Source organism: Nocardia sp. NPDC049935 (assembly GCF_055586645.1).
This window is the reverse complement of the sequence record NZ_JBVJHV010000001.1, coordinates 847548-869317: the sequence shown is the minus strand read 5'-3', so window position 1 is coordinate 869317 and position 21770 is coordinate 847548. Positions and strand designations below refer to the sequence as shown.

Below are 21770 nucleotides of genomic sequence, written 5' to 3'. Positions count from 1 at the left end.
GTATTGACGAGTCCCGCGCCATCCAGTACAACTGAAGTGAATCCAGTTCAATAACGGACACCGAAAGAGGCCCCACCATGGTTGACACCGACCACATCGTCCTGGAGAAAGACGGCGAGATCGCGCGTGTCTGGCTCAACCGCCCGCACAAGAAGAACGCGGTCACCGTGGAGCTGCTGCACCGGCTCGACGAGATCATCGTCGAGGTCGACAACGACCCGAACCTCAAAGTCCTGGTGCTGCGGGGGCGGGCGAACACCTTCTGCTCGGGCTTCGACCTCGACGAACTGCGCGAGAACTACGTCGGCAAGACCAACGCGATGGATGTCGCGGTGCTCTCGGCGAAGGTCTGCGACCGGCTCTACTCCATGAACACCCCCTCGGTCGCGGTGCTGGAGGGATACGTCACCGCGGGCGGCTTCGAGCTGATGATTTCCTGCGATTTCGCGGTCGCCGCCGACGACGCCCGGATCGGCGACTTCCATATCCGCCGCGCGCTGTTCGGCGGCGCGGGCCCGATCTACCGCTTGCCCCGGATGATCGGCATCCGCAAGACCAAGGAACTGATGCTCACCGGAAAACTGCTCTCGGGCAAGGAAGCCGAGGATTTCGACCTCATCAACGCCTCCGCCCCGGCCGCCGAACTCGACGCCCTGGTGGCGGAGTTCATCGCGCCGATCGTCGATAAGAGCCCCTTCGCCATGAAGCTCACCAAGATGACCATCGACCGCGGCCTGGACGCCGATATCCAATCGCTGATGGTGATGGAACATCTCGCGGTCGGCAACGCCCTGCAGTCCGAGGACGCCCGCGAGGGTGTCAACGCCTTCCTGGAGAAGCGCGAACCCAAGTGGGTCGGCCGCTGAGCATCCACCGGTAGCGGCGATTCGGAAGGAACGATATGGGTGAGCAGGTGAAACCCGTACTGGAAGGCAGTAGGTGCCGGGTATGCGCGACGGTGGGGTTCCCGGCGAGCGCGATCTGCGCGCGCTGCGCCCGGCCGACGGCCGACCCGTTGCCGCTGAGCAGCGAAGGAGTGGTCTGGGCCTACACCGTCCAGCGGTTCCCGCCGAAGTCACCACCGTATGTCGTTCCCGCCGAGGGCTTCGGCCCCTACGCGGTCGGCTATGTCGAACTCCCCGAGGGGATCAAGATCGAGGCGATCCTCGACTGCGACGATTTCGCCGCCCTGGACCGGGCTCCGGTGCGACTGGTCGCGGTCACACCGGTCCCCCGATTCGCCGCCACATCCATCCAGCAGAGCGAGGACCGGTGACAGAGCAGGTTTCGATCATCGGCAGCGGGCTCTCCCGCTTCGGCCGCCGGCCGGGCGTCAGCGGCCGGCGGATGGCGGTGGAGGCGATCACGGCGGCCGTGGCCGACGCCGGACTGACCTGGCCCGATATCCAGGTCGCCTTCGGCGGTAGCGACGGCGCCGGTCTGGCCGACACCCTGGTCGCGGAACTCGGTTTCACCGGGATCCCGTTCACCAATGTCAAGAACGGCTGCGCGACCGGCGGCAGCGCATTGTTCTCGGCGGTCAACGCGGTGCGGTCCGGTGCCGCCGAGATCGCGCTGGCGGTCGGCTTCGACAAACATCCGCGCGGGGCCTTCGATCCCGACCCCGCCGACTGGGGACTCCCCGAGGGATACGGTGCGGCCGGGCTCATGGTGACCACCCAGTTCTTCGGCGCCAAGATCGGCCGCTATATGCGCGAACACAATATCTCCGCCGCGACGCTGGCCAAGGTCGCCGAGAAGGCCTACCGCAACGGCAGCCGCAACCCGAACGCCTGGCGGCGGGACCCGGTATCGGCGGAGCAGATCGCCGCGGCGGAGATGGTGAACGATCCGCTCACCAAGTTCATGTTCTGCTCGCCCGGCGAGGGCGGGGCGGCCGTGATCGTGGCGAACTCGGCCACCACACGGCGGCTCGAGGGCCGCCCGGTGCGCTTGCGCGCGATCAGCCATCGCACCCGCCGATTCGGGTCGTTCGAGGTCTTCAGCCCTGCGGTCCAGGGCAGCGGGGAACCGACCAGTGTGAGTGCCGATGCCGCCGCGGCGGCCTTCGAACAGGCCGGGATCGGGCCCACCGATATCGACGTCGCACAGCTCCAGGACACCGAGAGCGGTGCGGAGATCATGCATATGGCCGAATGCGGATTCTGTGTGCACGGCGCCCAGGAAGAAATGATCGCCGCGGGCGCCACCGAGATCGACGGCTGGCTGCCGATCAATACCGACGGCGGCTGTATCGCCAACGGCGAACCCATCGGCGCCTCGGGGCTGCGGCAGGTCCACGAGATCGTCACCCAGCTGCGCGGTGAAGCCGGTGAGCGGCAGGTTCCCAACGGTCCGCGCACGGGTTTCACCCACGTCTACGGCGCTCCCGGAATCAGCGCCTGCACAGTTCTTTCGGTGTGAGTCGAGGTAGCAGATGAGTACACGGACACTGCCGGATATCGTGGAATTCACCGATTCGGCCCGGGACTGGTTGCGTGAGGTCGCCGCCCCCCGGACCGAGGCCGCGTGGGGTCACGGTGACGATTCGGTCGCCGTATTCGAGAACTGGACCGCCGCGGAAGAACGCCGGCACACCGACGTGATCCGCGACTACGAACGAACCAAGTTCGATGCGGGCTGGGGAGCGCTGGACTGGCCCGCCGAATACGGCGGACGCGGGCTGCCGATGTCGTATGTGCTGGCATTCCGGCGCGCCGAGGCGGAGTTCGAGGTACCGCGTCGCACCGAAATGTTCTCGGTGACACAGCAATTGATCGCTCCCGCGATCGAGCAGTGGGGCACCACGGAACAGCGGGACCGCTACGTCCGGGCCATGCTGCGCACCGATCTGATCGCCTGCCAGCTCTTCTCCGAAACCGAAGCGGGTTCCGATCTGGCGGCCGCGCGGACCCGGGCCGGCCGCAATGACGACGGTACCTGGACCCTCGACGGTCACAAGGTGTGGACCTCGGGCGCCCGCGTCGCCGATCTGGGGGTGGCGGTCTGCCGGACCGATCCCAACGCGGCCAAACACGCGGGACTCACGGTGTTCCTGGTCCCGATGGACTCGCCCGGCGTCACCATCCGGCCGATCCGCCAGATGACCGGAGGAACCTCGTTCAACGAGGTCTACCTCGACGGTGTGGTGGTCGACGACGCGCTACGCCTCGGGCCGGTCGGCAAGGGCTGGCCGGTGGCGCTGACCGTTCTCGCCGCCGAACGCCTCGACGGCGCGACGCTCGGCCTGGCCAATGCCGACCGGGCCGTGGCACTGGCCCGCAACCTGGGCCGTGAACTGTCGGATCTGGAACGCGACCGGGTCGCCGATCTGGTCACGCGCAGCTACGTCCAGCGGGTGGCGGGTATGCGGGTCGCCGCGGCGGTCGTCGCCGGCCGGGATCCCGGTCCGGAGGCCTCGGCGGGAAAGCTCCTGGCCACCGACACGATGGCCCGCACCTCCGAGGTCGTACGACTACTGCTCGGACGCGATCTGGCCGCCGATTCGGGGCGCTGGGGAACCTACGCCTGGACCGAGCACGTCCTCGGTGCGCCCGGCTACCGGATCGCCGGCGGTACCGACGAGATCCAGCACAACATCATCGCCGAGCGGGTGCTCGGCCTGCCCAAGGAGCCGCGCCCATGACGCTGGAAGTCCGTGTCCGCGAGAGGCTGTCCGCTGTGGCGGGGGCCGAACTCACCGGGTTCGAGCGGTTGCCCGGCGGTCATTCGGGACTCACCTACCGGGCCGTGACCACCGGCGGAACCTATGTGGTGAAAGCGGTGCCCGAGGGCCGTGAACCGGTCGGCCGCCACGATATGTTGCGCCAGGCCCGGATCATGCGCGCGCTGGCGCCGACCGACGTCCCGGTGCCGGCGATCGTCGTGGAAGACGATAGCGAGCCCGCCTGGTTCGCCATGGAATTCGTCGCCGGGCAGTCGCTGGAGCCGGTATTGGACGACCCGGCGGTCGCCCCGGATATCGCCGCGGCCCGGATGCTGCGGGCTGCGGAAGTACTGCCCAGGTTGCACGCGGTCGCACTCGGCACCGTTCCCGGTATCGAGGCCGCCCTCACTCCGGCCGACGAACTCGCCCGCTGGGCCCGCACCCTCGGCGCGGTACCGCCGGAACTGGTGGCCGGAGGCGACCGCTTGCTCGAATTGCTCGGCAACCGGATCCCGGAGCCGCTGCCCCCCACGCTGGTCCACGGCGACTATCGGCTGGGCAATATCATCGCCGCCGGTACCGAACCGGTCGCGCTGATCGACTGGGAGATCTGGAGCGCCGGCGATCCGAGGGTGGAACTCGGCTGGTTCCTCGTTTTCGCCGACGGCGCCAACTTCCCCGAGGTCGGGCGTACCGTGCCCGGCCTGCCGAGCGCCGCCGAACTGGTGGACCGCTACCGCACCGGCGGACCGGCGCTGCCCGAGCTGACCTGGTTCGACGCCCTGGGCCGCCTCAAGATGGCCGCCATCATGGGCCACAACCTGCGCAGACACCGGGAGGGCCGGCACCACGACCCGGACCAGGAAAAGCTGCCCGCCACCATCGCCCGCCTCATCGAGACCGGAACCGCGCTGCTCGCCGGTTGAGGTCCCTCCCCTGTTCAGGAGCCGCACTGTGGATTTCTCCTACTCCGCCCGCACCCAGGATCTGCTCGGAACACTCGAGCGTTTCATGCACGACCATGTCTATCCGGCCGAGCCGATCTACGATGCGCAGATCGCCGCCGCGGACAATCCGCACGAACAGCCGCACATCATGCGGGAACTGCAGGAACGGGCCAGAGCGGCAGGCCTGTGGAACCTGTTCATGACCCACGACGGCCTGGGCGCCGGGCTCACCAATCTCGAATACGCCCCGCTCGCGGAAATGGTGGGCCGGTCCATTATCGGCAACGAGGCGATCAATTGTTCGGCGCCCGATACCGGCAATATGGAAATCCTGGCGATGTTCGGCACCGACGAACAGAAGGCGCAATGGTTGCGGCCACTGCTGGATTGTGAGATCCGGTCGGCATTCGCCATGACCGAACCCGCCGTCGCCAGCTCCGATGCCACCAATATCACCTCGACCATCCGCCGTGACGGCGACGAGTACGTACTCAACGGCCGCAAATGGTATATCTCCGGCATTCTCGACCCGGACTGCGAGCTCGTCATATTCATGGGTAAATCCGATCCGGACGCCACGACCTACCGGCAGCAGAGCATGATCCTGGTTCCCGCGGACGCACCCGGAATCGAAGTCCTGCGGGATCTGCCGATGTTCGGTTTCCACGATCGGCTCGGTCACGGCGAGGTGCAGTTCACCGATGTCCGGGTGCCGGCCGCGAATATGCTCGGCGCCGAGGGCGACGGATTCGCGATCGCCCAGGGCCGGTTGGGCCCCGGCCGGATGCACTACGCGATGCGCGCCATCGGCATGGCCGAACGCGCACTGGAACTGATGTGCCGGCGCTCGCTGGAGCGCACCGCGTTCGGCGGACCGCTCGCCGACCGCGGGGTGGTGCGGGAGTGGATCGCGCGCAGCCGGATCGAGATCGATCAGATCCGGCTGCTGGTCCTGAAATCGTCCTGGCTGATGGATACCGCGGGCAATGCTGCGGCGCGGTCGGAGGTCGCCGCGATCAAAGTCGCCGCCATGGAGGTCGCGCACGCGGTGGTCGACCGCGCGGTGCAGACCTTCGGCGCGGCGGGGGTCAGCAACGACACCGTGCTGGCCCGGATGCACGCCATCACCCGCGCCCTGCAGATCGCCGACGGCCCCAACGAAGTACATCTGCGCACCATCGCGCGTCTGGAAGTGAAGAAATACCGATGAGCACAATGGATCTGACCGGAAAGGTCGCACTGGTCACCGGTGCGAGCCGCGGACTCGGGCTGGCGATCGCCCGTGGACTGCGTGACGCCGGGGCCACCGTGATCGTCTCCAGCCGCAAACTCGCGGCCTGTGAGGCAGCGGTCGCCACACTGGGCGACGACGGTCCCGGCAGCGCGCATCCCCGGGAACTGCACGTGGGCCGCTGGGACAGCATCGAACCCGCGGTCGACCGGATGATCGGCGACTTCGGCGGCCTCGACATCCTGGTCAACAACGCCGGAATCGCACCCCTGGCCGAGAACCTCGTCTCGGTGACCGAGGGACTGTGGGACAAAACCCTCGAGGTCAACCTGAAGGGACCGTTCCGCCTGATGGCGGTGGCCGGTGCCCGGATGGCCGCCGCGGGCGGCGGGTCGATCGTCAACATCTCCAGTATCGGCGCGGTCCGGCCCAGCCCGCCGGAAGCGATGTACGCGGCGGCCAAGAACGGGCTCAACGCGCTGACCATGGCCTTCGCCCAGGAGTACGCCCCGACGGTGCGGGTGAACTGCATACTGCCCGGAGGCTTCGCGACCGATATGGCCGAACACTGGGACGAGGAGTTCGTCGGCAAAATCGTCGACCGGCTGCCCGCGGGCCGCCTGGGGCGGCCGGCGGAGATCGCCGGGCTGGTGGTCCATCTGGCCGGCGATGCCGCCGGGTATACGACCGGGGCCCTGATCCCGGTCGACGGCGGCCGGACCGCGGTGTACTGATGAGCGCGCAGCCACCCGGATCGGATACCGGGACAGTGCAGAGCCTGTTCGGGCTGAGCGGGCGGGTCGCGGTGGTCACCGGCGCCTCGTCGGGGCTGGGTCTGGGATTCGCCCGCACCCTGGCCGGAGCGGGGGCCACCGTCTACGCCGCCGCCCGCCGGGTGGACCGATTGCGGGAACTGGCCGATACCGACCCCCGGATCGTGCCGGTCGCCTGTGATGTGACCCGGCCCGAGGACCGCACCGCCCTCGTGGACCGCTGCTATACGGAGTCCGGGCGCCTCGATGTCCTGGTCAACAATGCGGGCCGGCCCGGGCCGCCACAGGCGGAACAGGAAACCGATGCGGAGTTCCACGCGATCCTGGAATTGAACCTGCTCGCCGGGTTCCACCTCGCCGTCTGCGCGGCGGCCCGGTTACCCGAGGGCGAACGCGCCTCCTATATCAATATCTCCTCGGTGATCGGCCTGGTGTCGACCGCGCCCATCGGCGGCGCGAGCTATGCCGCGTCCAAGGCCGGAACCCTGGGCGTCACCCGAGAGCTCGCCGGCCAGTGGGGCCGGCGCGGTATCCGGGTGAACGCCGTGGTCCCGGGCTGGTTCGATACGGAGATGACAGACGGATTGTTCGCCGACGAGAAATCCGCGGGCTGGGTCCGGCGCAACACCATGCTCGCCCGGGGCGGCCGCCCCGGGGAGGTCGACGGCGCGGTACTGTTCCTCGCTTCGGACGCCTCCTCGTATATGACCGGGCAGACCGTCGTGGTCGACGGCGGCTGGACGGCCCGCTGATGCTCGCGGTCCAGCTCACCGCCTGGGGATCCGAACCCGAGCTGCGCGAGATCCCCACTCCGCGCCCCCGGGGCGAGGAACTGCTGGTGCGGGTCGAGGCGGCCGGTTTGTGCCGCTCCGATCTGCACGTGATGGATTCCGACGCCGGGAACTTCGACTATCCCCTGCCACTGACCCTCGGTCACGAGGTGGCGGGCACCGTCATCGAGGCCGGACCGGCCGCCGATCCCGGGTGGATCGGGGAGAACGTGGTGGTCCACGGCATCTGGAGTTGCGGGATATGCCGCAACTGCCTGCGGGGGCGGGAGAACTACTGCCTGCGGCTGCGATCCGGCGGCCCGGGAGTTCCCATCGGCAACGGGCTCGGTCACCCGGGCGGGCTGGCCGAGGCCATGATCGTCCCCGCGGCCCGGTTCCTGGTCCGGGCTCCCGGGGTGGATCCGGCGATCTGCGCGCCCCTCGCGGACGCCGGCCTCACCGCCTACCACGCGGTGAGCAGGCAGCGGGACCTGATCGATTCGGGCAGCGTATGCCTCGTGGCCGGGATCGGCGGGCTCGGCCATCTCGCGGTCCAGATACTTCGTGAATTCGGAGCGGGGCGGATCATCGGCGTCGACAACCGGCCGGAGGCACGCGCCCAGGCGCGGCGCCTCGGCGTGGACGCGGTCCATCCGGATATCCGCTCCGCGCTCGCCGAACTGGACGAGGGCGCGGATCTGATCCTGGATTTCGCGGGCGCACCCGATACCGTCGGCCCGGCCGGACCGGCGCTGGCCCCGGGCGGGCGGCTGGTGGTGGTCGGCAGTGCGGGCGGCCGGCTGGAGGTCGGCAAAGACGTGGGTCTCGCCATGGGCTGGGGTGTCACGGCGCCGTTCTGGGGTCCGCGATCGGATCTGGCCGCGGTGGTCGAGCTGGCCCGGCGGGGCGTCCTGCACGTCACGGCACAGACCTTCCCGCTCACCGCGGCCGCCGAGGTGTACCGCAGGTTGCGCGCGGGTGATATCACCGGCCGCGCCGTACTGGTGCCACCGGCGTGACGAGCGCATTCCGCCCCGCGGCGACGCGGCGACGAGTAAACAGAGATCACAGCGGCACGAGGAACGGGCGATGAGAGTACTGGCGCAGGAAATGCTCGAGCGAGCGCGGCGGACACCGGCGGATATCGCGGTGATCGACGAGCTCGGACAGCACACCCTCGGTGAGATCACGGCGGCGGCGACAACCCTCGCCGACCGGATAGCGGCTATCGACGACCGCGCGCCCACGGTGCTGATCCAGGCCGATAACACCTGGCGGACCCTCGCCGCGGCGCTCGCGGTCGGTCTGCGCGGCGGTGTGGTCGCCGTGTTCAGCCCGCACGCGAGCGAATCGGAGTTCCGGCTGGCCCTCGAGGATATCGAGCCCGATCTGGTGATCGGCGAACCCGAGTCATTGCGCAGCTGGGATGTGCCCGAGGACCTCTTCCCGCGCCGCGGCCCCGCCGTCGGCGATCATCTCCTGCTGGCACGCGAGGCACCCTTCGGACCTGTGCGGCGCTGGCACGGCGGCAGTGCGATCGCCATGACCTCCGGTTCCACCGGCAGGCCGAAATGCGTTGTGCAATCAGAGGACGCCATCCGCTACGCCTGCCGCAGCACCATCGACACCGTCGGGCTGCGGCCGGGCGAGTCCGTGGGCGCTTTCGTCCCGCTGTCCTCGGTGGCCGCGTTCTGCTTCGGTATGTATCTCCCGGCCTTCCTGGGCTCCACCATGGTCGCCATCGGCCGCTGGTCACCGGCCGCCGCGCTCGACGCGATGGCCGGGCACCGAGTGGCATGGACCATGCTGGTGCCGACCATGGCACTCCAGCTCTCGGTGGTCGAGCACAGCGCCGGCCGACTCGCGGCACTACGGGCCATGACTGTGGGCGGGGGGCCGATGAACCAGCGGGCCCTCGCCGAGGCGGAGGCGAAACTCGGCACCACATTCCTGCGGGTGTTCGGTATGTCGGAGTGCCTAGGACACACCACGCCGCGACTCGGCGATCCGCCGGAGATCCGGCTGGGGCGGGACGGGCGCCCGTTCCAGGGCACCGTCGTCCGCGCCGTCGACGAGAACGGCGCCGTGCTACCGACCGGCGAAATCGGCGACGCGCAGGTGAAAGGCCCCTCCCTGTTCGTCGGCTACGCCCGCGGCGGTGTTCCGGTACCGCCGGCGCTCACCGAGGACGGATTCCTGCCCACCGGCGACCTGGTAGAGGTCGCGCCGGACGGTTCCATCCAGGTGATGGGCCGCCAGAAGCAGATCATCATCCGGGGCGGGCGCAATATCGATATCAACGAGATCGAGGCCGCGATCGCGGCGATACCTGGTGTCGTGCAGGTGTGTGTCGTCCCCGTGCCCGACGATCTACTCGGTGAACGCGCCGCGGCGCTGGTCGTGGCCGATACCGGAGAGCTGACGCTGCCGGCCGTGACGGCACAGCTCGAGGCCGCGGATTTTCCCAAATTCAAGTGGCCCGAATACCTGTTCACCGTGGCCGACCTCCCGCAGAATCGGGTCGGGAAATTATCCCGGCCCGATGCGGTCCGGCTCGCCGCGCGGTTGGCCGCAGCCGACTCGAGTTCATATCAGGTGGGGTAGTGTTGAAGCATCCACACAGTCCAATCCTGGGGGCACTTCACTCATGACCGTTGATACCGGAGCTCGGCGGGAAAGCCCGCGATCCAAGCGGGGCAGTATCCTGGCCGCGGCCATCGAGCAATTCGGACGAATCGGTTACGAGCATACGAAATGGGCGTCGATCGCCGACGAGGTCGGAATCGGCCAGACGGCGCTCTATCACTATTTCGAATCGAAAGCACATTGCCTGCTGACGATCATGCGCCTGGAATTGGCCGATTCGGTCGACCGTTTCGTCGCGGCCACCGAGGGCGAGGAGAATCCGGAAAGCGCACTCCGCGCCGCGGTGGCCGGAGCATTGCGCGCCGAGCCCACCGACGCATTGCAGCGGCGGATTCTGCAGAACCATATGGATCTGCTGGCCGCGCCGCGGCAATCGGAAAAAGAGGAAGCCGAAAGGCTGCGTTCTCGCGAGCTCGTCCAGGAGATCGAACAGAACTGGACCGATCTCATCGCCCGCGGTATCGAGTCCGGTGATTTCACCGACGCCGATCCCCGCATCCAGGGCCGGCTCGTGCTGGCCGTGGTGATCAGCGTCTGGCGCTGGTACCGCCCCGACGGCGCACTCACTCTGGCCGAGATCACCGATACCGTCACCGAGACGGCGGTGCGGATGGTGCGCGCGTAACTCCCCGCAGCAAGCGCCCCCGGCGTTTCGCGTGCCCTGTCAAACCGAACAGAATTCAGTTAGGATACCAGGATGTACAACCTCATCGTGCTGGCGTCGCGCCCCAGCGATTGGACCCATGACCAGTTCATCGAATGGTGGCGCGGCGAACACGCCGAGGTGACCTATCCACTGCCCGGCCTGCTGCGCTGGCAGCACACCGAACTGCTCGACACCGCCGACGAGAAATCCGCCGGCTGGGACGGGTTGTCCATTCTCAGCTTCGAGTCACGGGAGGCCCTGGACGCCGCACTGGCCAGTCCGGAATGGAAGGCGGCCGTGCGCCATGTCGGCGCGATGCGCGGCCGGCGCATGATCTGGTACGGCGAGGAGCAGACCATGGTGCCCCTGGCCGGTGGCGCGTGACCGCCCACTGGGCCGACCCCGGCTGCTATCCGGTCGCCGACAGTATCCATCGCATACCGCTGCAATTGCCCCAGGACGGCCTGCGGGCGGTCAATGTCTACGCCCTCGACACCGACGACGGGCTGGTGCTGATCGACGGCGGCTGGCATCGCCGGCACACCTATCGCGAACTGTCCGACGGACTCGCGCGAATCGGCCGCTCCCCCGACGAGATCCACGATGTGCTAGTCACTCATATCCACCGCGACCACTACACCTTCGCGGTCGAACTACGCCGCCGGCACGGCTGCCGGGTCCATCTGGGTGCCGCCGAATCCCCCGGCCTGCAATCGATTCGAGAACTGGGTAGCAATGTGCCCGAGAGTTCGCTGCGGGAACTGCGCCGTGCCGGCGCCGCCGGTATCGCCGCACGAGTCCACATCGACAGCGCCGGCGAACCCTTCGACCCACAGGATTGGGCGGCGCCGGATCATTGGCTGCTCCCGGGAACGCTGAGGCTCGGCGGACTCGAACTGGAAGCCCTCGCCACTCCCGGCCATACCAAGGGACACCTGGTATTCCGTGATCCCGCCCGCCGGCTGCTGTTCACCGGCGATCACCTGCTGCCCACGATCACCCCGTCGATCGGGTTCGAATTGGGCACCTGGGAACTCCCCCTGGACAATTTCCTGCGCTCCCTGGAACTGTTGCGCGACAACGACGACCAGACCATGCTTCCGGCCCACGGGCCCGACGGCGGCAGTGTGGGCCGCCGGGCCAGGGAGTTGCTGGAACACCACGGCGAACGTTTCGCCCAGGTCCGGTCCGCGCTCGCCGAACTGGCGCCGTGCACCGGCCTCGAGGTGGCCCAGGCCCTGAGCTGGACCCGCCGGGAACGCCCGTTCACCACCTTGGACACGTTCAATCAGATGGTCGCGACCTGCGAGACCATGGCACACCTCGACGTTCTCACCACCCTGGATACCGTGACCGCCGCGAACTGCGAGGGTGTGGACATCTTTTCCGCGGCGAAGTAACACCAGCACACGAAGGATCCGGTCATCTTCACCCTCATCCGATGAAGATGACCGGATCGCTGCGTTCAGGCGCAGGTCCAGCCGCCGTCCACATAGAGTTCGGTGCCGGTGACGAACGTGGCATCGTCCCCGGCCAGGAACGCGACCGCCGCCGCGACTTCGGCGGCCCGCCCGAGACGACCCATCGGGGTACCCGCCAGCATCCCCCGGTGCCGCTCGGTGCCCTCGTACCGCTCGAGCAACTGCTCGGTCTCGATGAATCCCGGATGGATCGAATTCACCCGGACCCCCTTCATCGCCCAGTGCAACGCGGCGTTCTTGGTCATGGTGCGGACCGCACCTTTGGCCGCCGCGTAGGCGAGACTGTTGCCGAGTCCGCCCACCGTGCCCAGGATCGAGCACAGGTTGACGATCGACCCGCCCCCGCCCTCCTCGATCAGGGCACCCGCGTGTTTCATACCCAGCCAGGTACCGGTCTGGCTCACTTCGATCACCCGGTTGTAGCGGTCGAGGTCCTCGTCCACCACCGAGGCCAGGCTGCCGATGGCGCCGTTGTTCACCAGGGCGTCCAGCCTCCCGTACCGGCTGCGTACCGCGGCGACGACGTCGCGCCACTCGTCCTCGCGCGCGATATCGAGCGGATGGGTGAGATGCCCGCCGGGCGGGTCCAGCCCGGCGACGAGCTCGGCGCAGGCGGCTTCGCCGAGATCGGTCACCACCACCGCGGCGTCCTCGGCGGCGAAGCGGCGCACGATCTCGACGCCGATACCGCCGGTCGCCCCGGTGACCAGTACGACCTTGTCCCGGAGTCTGGACGCTCCCGGTGCCATGGCTGTCCTTTCTGTCGCGGTGCCGGCGAACTCGGCCGGGCTCATAGTTTGTTCAGCACGTTCCGCCCGCCGACCAGCATCGCGATCGCGACGCCGACGGTGGTCACCGCGGTCATCAGCAGGGCCATGGCGGCCACCAGCGGATAGGACCCGTTCTGCCACAGATCGAACAGCAGGGTCCCCATCACCTGTGTGGTCGAAGCCCGGACCAGCAGCGACGCCGCGAACTCGTGGGTCAGCAGGATGAACATCAGGGCGACGGCACTGAGGATGGTCGGCCGCATCAGCGGCAGCATCACGCGCAGATTCGTCACCAGCGGGGATGCCCCGCTGGTCGCCGAGGCCTCACTGTAGGTGTTGCCCAGTGAGAGCATCGCCGTCATCTGCATCCTGGTCGCGTAGGGCAGCATCAGCACGATGTAGACCAGGATGATCACCGTTTTGGTTCCGTACAGGATCAACGGCGGCTCGGTGTAGGTGAGCAGGAATCCGACACCGAAGATAACGGCCGGAATTCCCAGGGGCAGCGCGGTCATCAGATCGGCGAGCAACGCGAGGATCTTGAACTGCCTTCCGCGCACCAGCAGGGTCGCCATCAGGTAGCCGAGCGGTACACAGATCAGCACAGCGGCCAGCGAGGTCGACACACTGGTGACCACCGATTCCACGATCGCGTTGTCCGCGGCCAGGGTCCGGAAGTTGTCCAGGGTGAGCAGGTCCCACGACAGTGCACCGGACCAGTACGGCGTCAGCGAGACGATCATCAGGCCGATCAGGGGGATGATCAGGGCGAACAGCGCGTAGACGATAATCGTCGCGGTGGCCCACACCGACCGCCCGGCGGGCGCGGCGAACGCCTTCCCACCGTGGGTCACGAACCGTGACTGGTTGCCCAGCAGGCCTTTCTGGATCAGCACCAGCGCCAGTCCGAAGATCACCAGTGGGGAGCCGGCGGCCGCGGCCGCGGCGAAATCCGACGGCGATTCCGATACCCGGCGATACATCTCCGTGGTCAGGACCTTGACGCCGTAGTTCTGCCCCAGCAGCAGCGGTCCGGTGAACTGGCCCAGACCCAGCAGCAGCGCGATACCGCCGCCGTAGATGAGGGAGGGACGCAGCAGTGGCAGCACCACCCGGAAGAACACGCCGACGGTCGAGGATCCGCTGATCTGCGCGGCTTCGAGATGTTCGGCACTGATGTTCTGCATACCCGCGCTGACGAACAGGTAGACGAACGAGGTCAGGCCGAATCCGGTGAGGATGATGATCCACGGCACGGTGTAGACGTCGATCGGCCCGGTATCGGATCCGCTCCACCAGGGCAGTTTCCGCAGCAGCACATTGAGATACCCCGGTCCCGGCGACAGCAGAAACGCCCAGCCGACGATATTGGCGACCGCGGGCATCACGATCGGCAGGATCGGGATGATCCGCAGGAACCCGAGCCGATCCGGAAGCCGGCTCGCGGCGAAGGCGAGCAGGGTGCCGAGCACCATCGCGATCACCAGCGATCCCAGCGCCAGGGCGATGGTGGTCCGGATGGTTTCCGCGATATCGAAGCGGGTGTACTGCGCCCGATAGCCGCGGGCGCCGTCGGCGAAGGCCAGTGATTGCAGCCGGATCATCGGCAGCACCACCAGATAACCGAGCACGGCCAGCAGAGCGGCGTAACCCAGGCGCGAGCGCCATTGCGCGGGGACGGCGAACGACCGCGACACGGTGGTGGTCACGGTGGCCATCAGACGTGCCCTCCCGCGCTCACGGCCACCGGCTCGGGCGCCGCCGCCGGAGCTCCGCCCGGCGCCGCGAAGACGCGGAGCGCGGCCGGGGAGAAACTCACCACCAGCGGCGCACCCGGGCCGCTCCCCCGTAGCGCCGCACTGTGCCGGGCCGCCGGGGCACGCAGAATCAGCTGTTCACCGCCGGTTTCGACGGTGACATCGAAGTACCGGCCGCCGTATTCGTAGGTCACGAGTTCGGCATGCAGGGCCACATTGCCCGGCGGCACCTCCTCGACGCCGGCGTGCAGCAGCACATCGTCGGGACGTAACCGCGCTATCGCGGTACTGTGCTCATCGGCCGAATCGCGGACCACCGCATGGGTCAGATCGATGGAATCCCCTGCGGCGGTGGCCCATCCGTTGTGCCCCCTTCGCAACGACAAGCGGTTGCTCATCCCGATGAAGGCGGCCACATAATCCGATACCGGATTCTCGAACACCCGCTCCGGTTCGTCGTACTGCTCGATCTTCCCGGATTTCATAATGGCCAGCCGGTCGCCGAGGGCGAACGCCTCGGCCTGATCGTGGGTGACGAACACCGCGGTGAACCCGAGCCGCTGATGCAGCTGGTGGATCTGAGACCGCACCTGGTCACGCAGGCGCGCGTCCAGATTGCTGAGCGGTTCGTCGAAGAGCACCAGATCGGGCCGCGCGACCAGTCCCCGCGCGACGGCGACGCGCTGCTGCTGACCGCCGCTCAGCTGGGCCGGATAGCGATCGAGCAGGGCGCCGCAGTCGACCATCTCGGCGGCGGCCTCCACCGCCCCCTCCGCGACCGCGGTCTTCATCTTGCGCACCTTCAGCGGATAGCGGATATTGTCGCGCACGGTCATATGTGGCCAGAGTGCGTACGACTGGAACACCATCCCGATATTGCGTTTGTGCGCAGGCACATTCACCCGGGTCCCGGCATCGAAAACCGGCCTGTCCTTGAACGCGATCGAACCGCCCTGCGGATTCTCCAGTCCGGCGAGACAGCGCAACGTTGTTGTCTTACCGCAGCCGCTCGGCCCGAGCAGAACCAGGAATTCACCGTCTTCGATAGTGAGATCGAGCTGGTCGACGACGATATTGGCGCCGTAGGTCTTGGTGAGGCCGGAAACGGTGAATGTCGACGTCATCGTCATACCTTCTGGGTCGATAGTTTCGGGGTACGGACACCGGCGGCGGTCCCGCCGTCGACCAGCAGGTCGATTCCGGTGACATAACTGCTGTCCGAACCCGCCAGGAATGCGATCACCGCCGCGACCTCGTCGGGCGAGCCGCGGCGCTGCATGGGAATACTGCGGACGTAGCTCTCCATATCGTCGGCAGCGAAACCGGGCGCCGAGGTGATCTCGGTGGTGAAACTGCCCGGGCAGACCGAATTGACCCGGATTCCCTGCTCTGCCAATTCCAGCGCGGCGACCTTGGTCAGCGCGCGCACACCCGATTTCGCCGCACCGTAGGCGCCGAGTTCGGCGGTCGCGAGGACACCCCGCAGCGACGAGATGGTGATGACGGTGCCGCCGCCGGTCATAGCCGTCGCGGCGGTCCGCAGTGCGAGGAAGGTACCGACGAGGTGCTGATCGATCATCCCGCGGAACTGGGCGAGGGTGGTCTGCGCCAGCGTTGCCTTCATGGCGGCCCCGGCACAGTTCACCAGGACGTTCATCCGGTGTCCGGCCTGCTCCATCGCGGCGGCCGCGGCCTGCCAATCGGTCTCCTCGGCGACGTTCAGGTGGCGATAGTGCGCGCGGGGGCCGAGCGCCAGTGCCCGTTTCCGGCCGGCGATATCGTCGATATCGGTGAGGTAGACCGTCGCGCCCCTCGCGGCGAACAATTCGGCGGTCGCCCCGCCGATCCCTCCGGATGCCCCGGTGACCAGCACGTTCGTACCGTGCAGGGGCTCGGCCCTGTTGTCCATACCTGTTCCTTGATCGGTCGGTGTGCGGCGGAGCCGGATCAGCTCTGGAAGCGCCGGGCCCATTCCTGGGAGTACTCGGTGACCTTGTCCGGGGTGAGATCGGCGGTATCCGGCGCGGCGATCTCCTGCGCCTGCACCACGGCTCCCGGGATATCCGGCAGCGCGGCCGCGTATCCGTCGTTCAGAGCAATCTGGCCTTCCCGGGTGGTCATGAAATCCACCAGGACCTGCGCCGCGTTCGGATGGGGCGCGACACTCAGCGCATGGGTGTACCAGGGTGTTCCCCAGGGCTGCGACGGTAGCGCCCAATCGACCGGTGCACCGGCGGCCACCTCGGTGACCAGTGGTTGCACCGACGGGGTCGCCACGATCTCGCCGGAGGTCAGCGCCTGGGCGATACCCAGTGCGCTCGGATAGATACGCGGTTTCAGTTCGGCCAGCCGATCCCAGTAGTCGTCCCCGTAGGTCCGCGCGTAGAAGCGGTAGAGATCGACATAGGACGCGATCCCGGTGGGATTGACGATGCCGATCTTGCCGCGGTATTTCGGATCGAGGAGGTCCTGCGGGGAGCGCAGGCCGCCGGGCACCGCGCCGGTGTTCCAGCCGAGGGCGAAAACCGCCGCGCTGCTGAGCGCGAACCGGTTCTCGAGCACACTGGATTCCGGCCGGTATTCCGGCGCCCGCAGATTCGGGCCGACCAGATCGGTCGAATAGCTGCCCGACTGGGCCGCGTTGCCGATCCACGTCGCGTCGGTGAGCATATGGACATCGGCCGTGCCGCGACCGGTACGGTTCTCGGTTTCCACCCGCGGATTGATATCGGCGTCGGTGCCCCGGACGAACTCCAGGTCTATCGCCGGATATTTCTTTTCGAACGCCGTCTCGAGCCGTTCCAGATTGGCCGGCTTCTGACTCGAATAGAGCAGGACACTGCCCTCTTGCGCGGCGGCCGCCTCGACGTCGGACCAGGCGCCCGAGACCGGGCCCGTAGTGCCCGGACCTCCGCCGCACGCCGCCAGAACCGAGGTGACAGCGAGGGCTGCCGCGGCCGCCGTGGCCTTGAACAACAACTTCATGGTGCGAATACCCACATCCCGCAGAACTGAACTGATGTCAGTTTGAAACTATGCCAAACCCATTGTGGTGTCAATCACTGTGTGGCAATAATATGAAGTGAATCCAGTTCAAGGAGGAACGGTGCTCTCCCCTCATCTGTCGTCACCACTGCGGATAGGTCCCCTGACCCTGCGCAACCGCCTGGTCGCCACCGCGCACGGATCCGGGGTGGTCAGCGCGGGTGTGGCCCGGCCCGGAGACGACGACTACTGGCATCGGTGCGCGGCCGGCGGTGCCGCCATGGTGATCACCGGCGGCACGGTGGTGAGCCCGGACTCGGGAAACCGGACCGGCAATATCACCGACGCGTCGGACCCGGCGGGCCTGCCGGGCCTGCACCGCCGGGCGCACGCGATCGCCACAGCGGGCGCTGTCCCGGTCTGCCAGCTGGTCCATCTGGGGCGCGAAACGCTCGGGGCCGAGATCTGGGAACACCCGGTGGCGCCCTCGGGTATCCGCTCACCCCGCGAACCGGTCCGGGCGCGAGTGCTCTCCGACGACGATATCGACGAGATCATCGCGGCTTTCGTGCTCAGTTCCCGGCACGCCGCCGAGGCGGGATTCGCGGCGGTGGAACTGCACGCGGCGCACGGGTACCTGCTGGCCCAGTTCCTGTCCCCCGCGTCCAATACCCGACCGGAGGCGGCCACCGCGGCCGGGCGCGCCGCGATACTGCACCGGCTGCACGCCGCGATCACCGCGGCCTGTCCCGGCCTCGTCCTCGGCGTCCGAGTATCGATCGACGGCGCCGAGGAAGCGGGCCTGGATACCGACGGCCTGTGCGAACTGCTGCCGCTACTGGGCATATTCGACTACCTCAACGTCACGGTGGGCGTGCGCACCACCTACGTCCGCGATATGGCGACCGCCGCGCCCCCGCTGCTCCCGGATCTGCACCGGCTGCGTGCCGCCACCGACCGGCCGCTGCTGGTCTCCCAGGCGTTCCGGGGCCGGGCCGATATCGAGGCGGCGCTGGCCGCCGGCGCCGATCTCGTCGGTATGGCCCGCCCGTTCATCGCCGACCCCGATATCGCGGTGAAGCTGCTGAACGGCGAGGACTCGCGGATCCGGCCGTGCGTCTCCTGTAACGAGGACTGCCGGTCGTTCACCCCGGTACTGCTCTGCTCGGTGAACCCGGCCCTGGCCCCGCCCGGCCACTCCGCCCGCCCCGCCCGGCCGCTGCGATTCGGTTCGGCGCCCGCCCCGGGAGCCCGGGTGGCCATCGTCGGCGCCGGACCCGCCGGACTGGAGGCCGCGTTCCGGCTGGCTCCGGTTCGCGATGTCACCCTCTTCGAGGCGAACCGCTGGTTCGGCGGACAGTTACGCACTGCCGCACAGGCCCCGAATCGCACCGGCTGGTCGGCCCTGCTGCGGTACTACCAGGACAATCTCGCCGGTGTCGCGCTGGAACTGGGCCACCGGGCCCGGCCGGCGGACCTCACCGATTTCGACGAGGTGATCGTGGCGACCGGCGCGACCGAAAACGCCACTTCCGGCACCGCGACCACCACCGCGGCTCTGCTCGACCCCCGGCAGTTCTGGCCGGGCGACCGGGTGGTGGTCGTGGACGACGGGTTCGGGTACTGGCCCGCCCTCGGCGCCGTGGAGGCAGCGCTGGCGAGCGGCGCCGGCGAGGTCACCGTGCTCGTGCCGGCGCCGGCGGTCGCGGCGGGTATCCCCGCGGAGAGCCGGGTGCAGTTACGGAGGCGCCTGTCCGGCACACCGGTCGAGTTCGTCGTCGACACCGCGGTGACGGAGTTGGTGCGGGAAGAGACCGAGACCGCGGTGGTCTACCGGAATCTGCTCTCCGGCCGTACTACTCGGCTGATCTGCGATCGCATCGTGGTCGCGGGCGAACGCCGGGTCACCGATACGGCGTCGTTCCGGCGGGAACTTCCGCACGCCCGGGTGCAGGTCATCGGCGACGCGGTGGTGCCCCGGCGGGTGTCGCACGCCGTGGCCGAGGGCTTCGCGGCCGCGGCCGCCGTCATCGGCAATACCAGCCGTTCCCCCGCTCCGGCGGGGTGACGGCACGGAACTCCACTCCCGCCACTCCCCCGGCCGGCCCGGTGGCCCACCGGAAATATCGAACCCACGCTGCCGACCGATCGGCAGCGGATCGAAATGATGAGGTACCCATGCGGAAAACTCGCCGAACGCACGCGCTGCGAACAGCGGCAGCGCTCGCAACCCTTGCCCTGACGCTGGCCGGCTGCGGTGGAACCGGCCAGGTCTCCCGGCCGGTCTCCGGCACCTGGGACGATATCGTCGCCGCCGCGAATACCGAAGGCGCGGTGACGATCTACTCCACCCAGGCACAGCCGGTGCTCGCCGATCTGGAGAAGGCATTCGAAGCCGCCTATCCGCAGATCGATCTCACCGTGGTCCGCGGTGTGGACGCCGACCTGCTCTCCCGCATCGATGCGGAATCGCGCACGGGTAAGGGCACCGGCGATATCGCGGTGATCACCGATGTCTCGTGGATGCAGAAGGCCGAAGGCACCGATCTGGCGGTGGAGGTGACGGGCCCCTCGTTCGACGCACCCGAGTACCGGCGCGCGGACAGCGTGGTCGGCGGGAAGTTCTTCCTCGAGGGCGCGGTGGTCCTGGGCTTCGGCTGGAACACCGCCGCCTACCGCCGGGGAATCCGGACCGCACAGGATCTGCTCGACCCCGCGCTGAAGGGCAAGGTCGGCATCGTCACCCCGGCCACCTCGCCGACCTATATCGACTACTACGACCATATCGAGGAGAACTACGGCGGACGCGATTTCCTGCGGCAGCTCGCACAGAACAGTCCCCGGATCTATCCCAGCACCCAGCCACTGGGGCAGGCACTGGCCTCCGGGGAGATCGTGGCCGCGCTCATGTGCAATCCGATGCTGCCGGAACGGGCCGCCGGAGCTCCGGTCGGCTGGACCGAGGGCCCACAGGTGTGGGGCGCCCGCTGGTACGGGCTCGCACTCGGTTCGGCACCCCATCCCAACGCCGCCCAGGTGCTGGCCGATTTCATGGTGAGCCGGCCGGGCCAGCGGGCGACCTCCCCCGGCTACGGTTCCGCACTCCCGGGAATCGACGGCGCGCTCGCCGTCGCGCAGGACGTCCCGGACCAGAACCTCGCGGTCACCACCGGCGCGGGCGCCGAACGCTACCGCAACGACTGGGAGGGGATCTTCCAGTGACGGACACCGACCGCTCGGCGACCGGGGCGCGGGAGACGACGGCAGCACAGTTCGCCGACCGGGTGGCACTGGTGACCGGCGCCGGTTCTGGTATCGGAGCCGCGACCGCCCGGCTCCTCGCCCGGCGGGGCGCCCGAGCCGTGTATTCATGCGATATCGACCGGCAGGCCGCTGCCCGGACCGCGGCCGATCTGGCCGGTGCTACCGCGCTGAAGCTGGACGTGGCCGACTCCGCCCAGGTCGACAGCGCTTTCGCCCGCGCACTGGATGACCATGGCCGGGTGGATGTAGTGGTCCACGCGGCCGGTGTCGATGATCCGCTCAGTAAACAGCGGATCTACGAGGCGGCCGAGCAGAACCTGCCCGCTGATGTACTCACCCACCTCGGCGACGAGCAGTGGCGGCGGATCATCTCGGTGAACCTGGACGGCACCTTCCATGTGCTGCGCGCGGCGGTCCGCGCGATGAAGGAGACCGGTGGCGGCGCGATCGTCACCGTCGGCTCCTCCGCGGCGTTCGACACGCTGACCGGATATCCGCACTACGCGGCCTCGAAGGCGGGCGTGCACGCCCTGAGCCAGGCGGTGGCCAAGGAGGTCGCGCCTTTCGGAATCCGGGTGAACACCGTCGCCCCGGGCCCGGTGGACACCGGGATGGCGGCCCGGACCCCGGCGCATCTGCGGGCGGCCATGACCGCGAACGCCCCGCGCGGATACGCGACCGCCACCGAACTGGCCGACAACATCCTGTATCTGGCCTCACCGGGTGCCGCCAATGTGATCGGTGCGGTCCTGCTGAGCAACGGCGGCCGGTTCACGGTGTGAACCGGCCGATTCCGGATCCGCCGCGGGCGGTGACCCGCGATTCGAGCGATG

At 68.3% G+C, this 21770-nt stretch carries 21 protein-coding genes; 16 read left to right on the top strand and 5 right to left on the bottom strand.

The features are described 5' to 3' along the window. Positions 1-77 precede the first annotated feature (77 nt). From ACZ6SF_RS04070 to ACZ6SF_RS04010, 13 genes are all read left to right on the top strand, one after another. On the top strand, positions 78-866 hold the full coding sequence (locus ACZ6SF_RS04070; protein WP_466060494.1) for an enoyl-CoA hydratase/isomerase family protein: 789 nt from the start codon (positions 78-80) through the stop codon (positions 864-866). 35 nt (positions 867-901) lie between these two features. Next, a complete protein-coding gene (locus ACZ6SF_RS04065) occupies positions 902-1276 on the top strand; it encodes a Zn-ribbon domain-containing OB-fold protein (protein WP_466060493.1) in 375 nt (124 codons plus the stop codon). Further along, positions 1273-2424 carry a thiolase family protein gene (locus tag ACZ6SF_RS04060; RefSeq protein ID WP_466060492.1) on the top strand — a complete coding sequence of 384 codons (1152 nt, stop codon included), beginning with the start codon at positions 1273-1275 and terminating at the stop codon, positions 2422-2424. The genes ACZ6SF_RS04065 and ACZ6SF_RS04060 overlap by 4 nt, the downstream gene beginning before the upstream one ends. 13 nt (positions 2425-2437) lie before the next feature. Beyond that, complete coding sequence (locus ACZ6SF_RS04055) at positions 2438-3646, top strand: acyl-CoA dehydrogenase family protein (RefSeq protein ID WP_466060491.1); 1209 nt, start codon at positions 2438-2440, stop codon at positions 3644-3646. Then, on the top strand, positions 3643-4593 hold the full coding sequence (locus ACZ6SF_RS04050; protein WP_466060490.1) for a phosphotransferase family protein: 951 nt from the start codon (positions 3643-3645) through the stop codon (positions 4591-4593). Before ACZ6SF_RS04055 ends, ACZ6SF_RS04050 begins: the two co-directional genes overlap by 4 nt. Before the next feature lie 28 nt (positions 4594-4621). Then, complete coding sequence (locus tag ACZ6SF_RS04045; RefSeq protein ID WP_466060489.1) at positions 4622-5824, top strand: acyl-CoA dehydrogenase family protein; 1203 nt, start codon at positions 4622-4624, stop codon at positions 5822-5824. Next, positions 5821-6579, top strand: a complete 759-nt coding sequence (locus ACZ6SF_RS04040; protein WP_466060488.1) for an SDR family NAD(P)-dependent oxidoreductase — start codon at positions 5821-5823, stop codon at positions 6577-6579. Before ACZ6SF_RS04045 ends, ACZ6SF_RS04040 begins: the two co-directional genes overlap by 4 nt. Continuing rightward, positions 6579-7370 (top strand): SDR family NAD(P)-dependent oxidoreductase, encoded by a 792-nt coding sequence (locus ACZ6SF_RS04035; protein WP_466060487.1) that lies wholly within the window; start codon positions 6579-6581, stop codon positions 7368-7370. The genes ACZ6SF_RS04040 and ACZ6SF_RS04035 overlap by 1 nt, the downstream gene beginning before the upstream one ends. Further along, the gene (locus ACZ6SF_RS04030; RefSeq protein ID WP_466060486.1) at positions 7370-8407 is read left to right on the top strand and encodes an NAD(P)-dependent alcohol dehydrogenase; all 1038 of its coding nucleotides are present in this window, start codon (positions 7370-7372) and stop codon (positions 8405-8407) included. Before ACZ6SF_RS04035 ends, ACZ6SF_RS04030 begins: the two co-directional genes overlap by 1 nt. A 70-nt stretch (positions 8408-8477) precedes the next feature. Continuing rightward, complete coding sequence (locus ACZ6SF_RS04025) at positions 8478-9992, top strand: class I adenylate-forming enzyme family protein (protein WP_466060485.1); 1515 nt, start codon at positions 8478-8480, stop codon at positions 9990-9992. A gap of 43 nt (positions 9993-10035) precedes the next feature. Continuing rightward, entirely contained in the window at positions 10036-10659 is a 624-nt protein-coding gene (locus ACZ6SF_RS04020) for a TetR/AcrR family transcriptional regulator (protein WP_466060484.1), read from the top strand. A gap of 72 nt (positions 10660-10731) precedes the next feature. Further along, positions 10732-11064: an EthD domain-containing protein gene (locus ACZ6SF_RS04015; protein WP_466060483.1), complete on the top strand. Its 333-nt coding sequence runs from the start codon at positions 10732-10734 to the stop codon at positions 11062-11064. Next, positions 11061-12080 (top strand): MBL fold metallo-hydrolase, encoded by a 1020-nt coding sequence (locus tag ACZ6SF_RS04010; RefSeq protein ID WP_466060482.1) that lies wholly within the window; start codon positions 11061-11063, stop codon positions 12078-12080. The genes ACZ6SF_RS04015 and ACZ6SF_RS04010 overlap by 4 nt, the downstream gene beginning before the upstream one ends. Before the next feature lie 65 nt (positions 12081-12145). On the opposite strand, the gene ACZ6SF_RS04005 is transcribed toward ACZ6SF_RS04010, so the two are convergent. From ACZ6SF_RS04005 to ACZ6SF_RS03985, 5 genes are read right to left on the bottom strand one after another with little or no spacing between them, the layout of a single operon-like run. Continuing rightward, a complete protein-coding gene (locus ACZ6SF_RS04005; protein ID WP_466060481.1) occupies positions 12146-12910 on the bottom strand; it encodes an SDR family NAD(P)-dependent oxidoreductase in 765 nt (254 codons plus the stop codon). 41 nt (positions 12911-12951) lie between these two features. Further along, a complete protein-coding gene (locus ACZ6SF_RS04000; protein ID WP_466060480.1) occupies positions 12952-14649 on the bottom strand; it encodes an ABC transporter permease in 1698 nt (565 codons plus the stop codon). After that, positions 14649-15812, bottom strand: a complete 1164-nt coding sequence (locus ACZ6SF_RS03995; protein ID WP_466060479.1) for an ABC transporter ATP-binding protein — start codon at positions 15810-15812, stop codon at positions 14649-14651. The genes ACZ6SF_RS04000 and ACZ6SF_RS03995 overlap by 1 nt, the downstream gene beginning before the upstream one ends. A gap of 2 nt (positions 15813-15814) precedes the next feature. Then, a complete protein-coding gene (locus ACZ6SF_RS03990) occupies positions 15815-16597 on the bottom strand; it encodes an SDR family NAD(P)-dependent oxidoreductase (protein WP_466060478.1) in 783 nt (260 codons plus the stop codon). A 38-nt stretch (positions 16598-16635) separates the two neighbouring features. Next, the gene (locus tag ACZ6SF_RS03985; protein WP_466060477.1) at positions 16636-17673 is read right to left on the bottom strand and encodes an ABC transporter substrate-binding protein; all 1038 of its coding nucleotides are present in this window, start codon (positions 17671-17673) and stop codon (positions 16636-16638) included. A 121-nt stretch (positions 17674-17794) separates the two neighbouring features. On the opposite strand from ACZ6SF_RS03985, the gene ACZ6SF_RS03980 reads away from it, so the two are divergent. The 3 genes from ACZ6SF_RS03980 to ACZ6SF_RS03970 all read left to right on the top strand — a co-directional run bounded on the left by ACZ6SF_RS03980 (position 17795) and on the right by ACZ6SF_RS03970 (position 21719). After that, a complete protein-coding gene (locus ACZ6SF_RS03980) occupies positions 17795-19741 on the top strand; it encodes an oxidoreductase (RefSeq protein ID WP_466060476.1) in 1947 nt (648 codons plus the stop codon). A gap of 110 nt (positions 19742-19851) precedes the next feature. Continuing rightward, on the top strand, positions 19852-20895 hold the full coding sequence (locus ACZ6SF_RS03975) for an ABC transporter substrate-binding protein (protein ID WP_466060475.1): 1044 nt from the start codon (positions 19852-19854) through the stop codon (positions 20893-20895). Further along, the gene (locus ACZ6SF_RS03970) at positions 20892-21719 is read left to right on the top strand and encodes an SDR family NAD(P)-dependent oxidoreductase (RefSeq protein ID WP_466060474.1); all 828 of its coding nucleotides are present in this window, start codon (positions 20892-20894) and stop codon (positions 21717-21719) included. Before ACZ6SF_RS03975 ends, ACZ6SF_RS03970 begins: the two co-directional genes overlap by 4 nt. Positions 21720-21770: the final 51 nt, after the last annotated feature.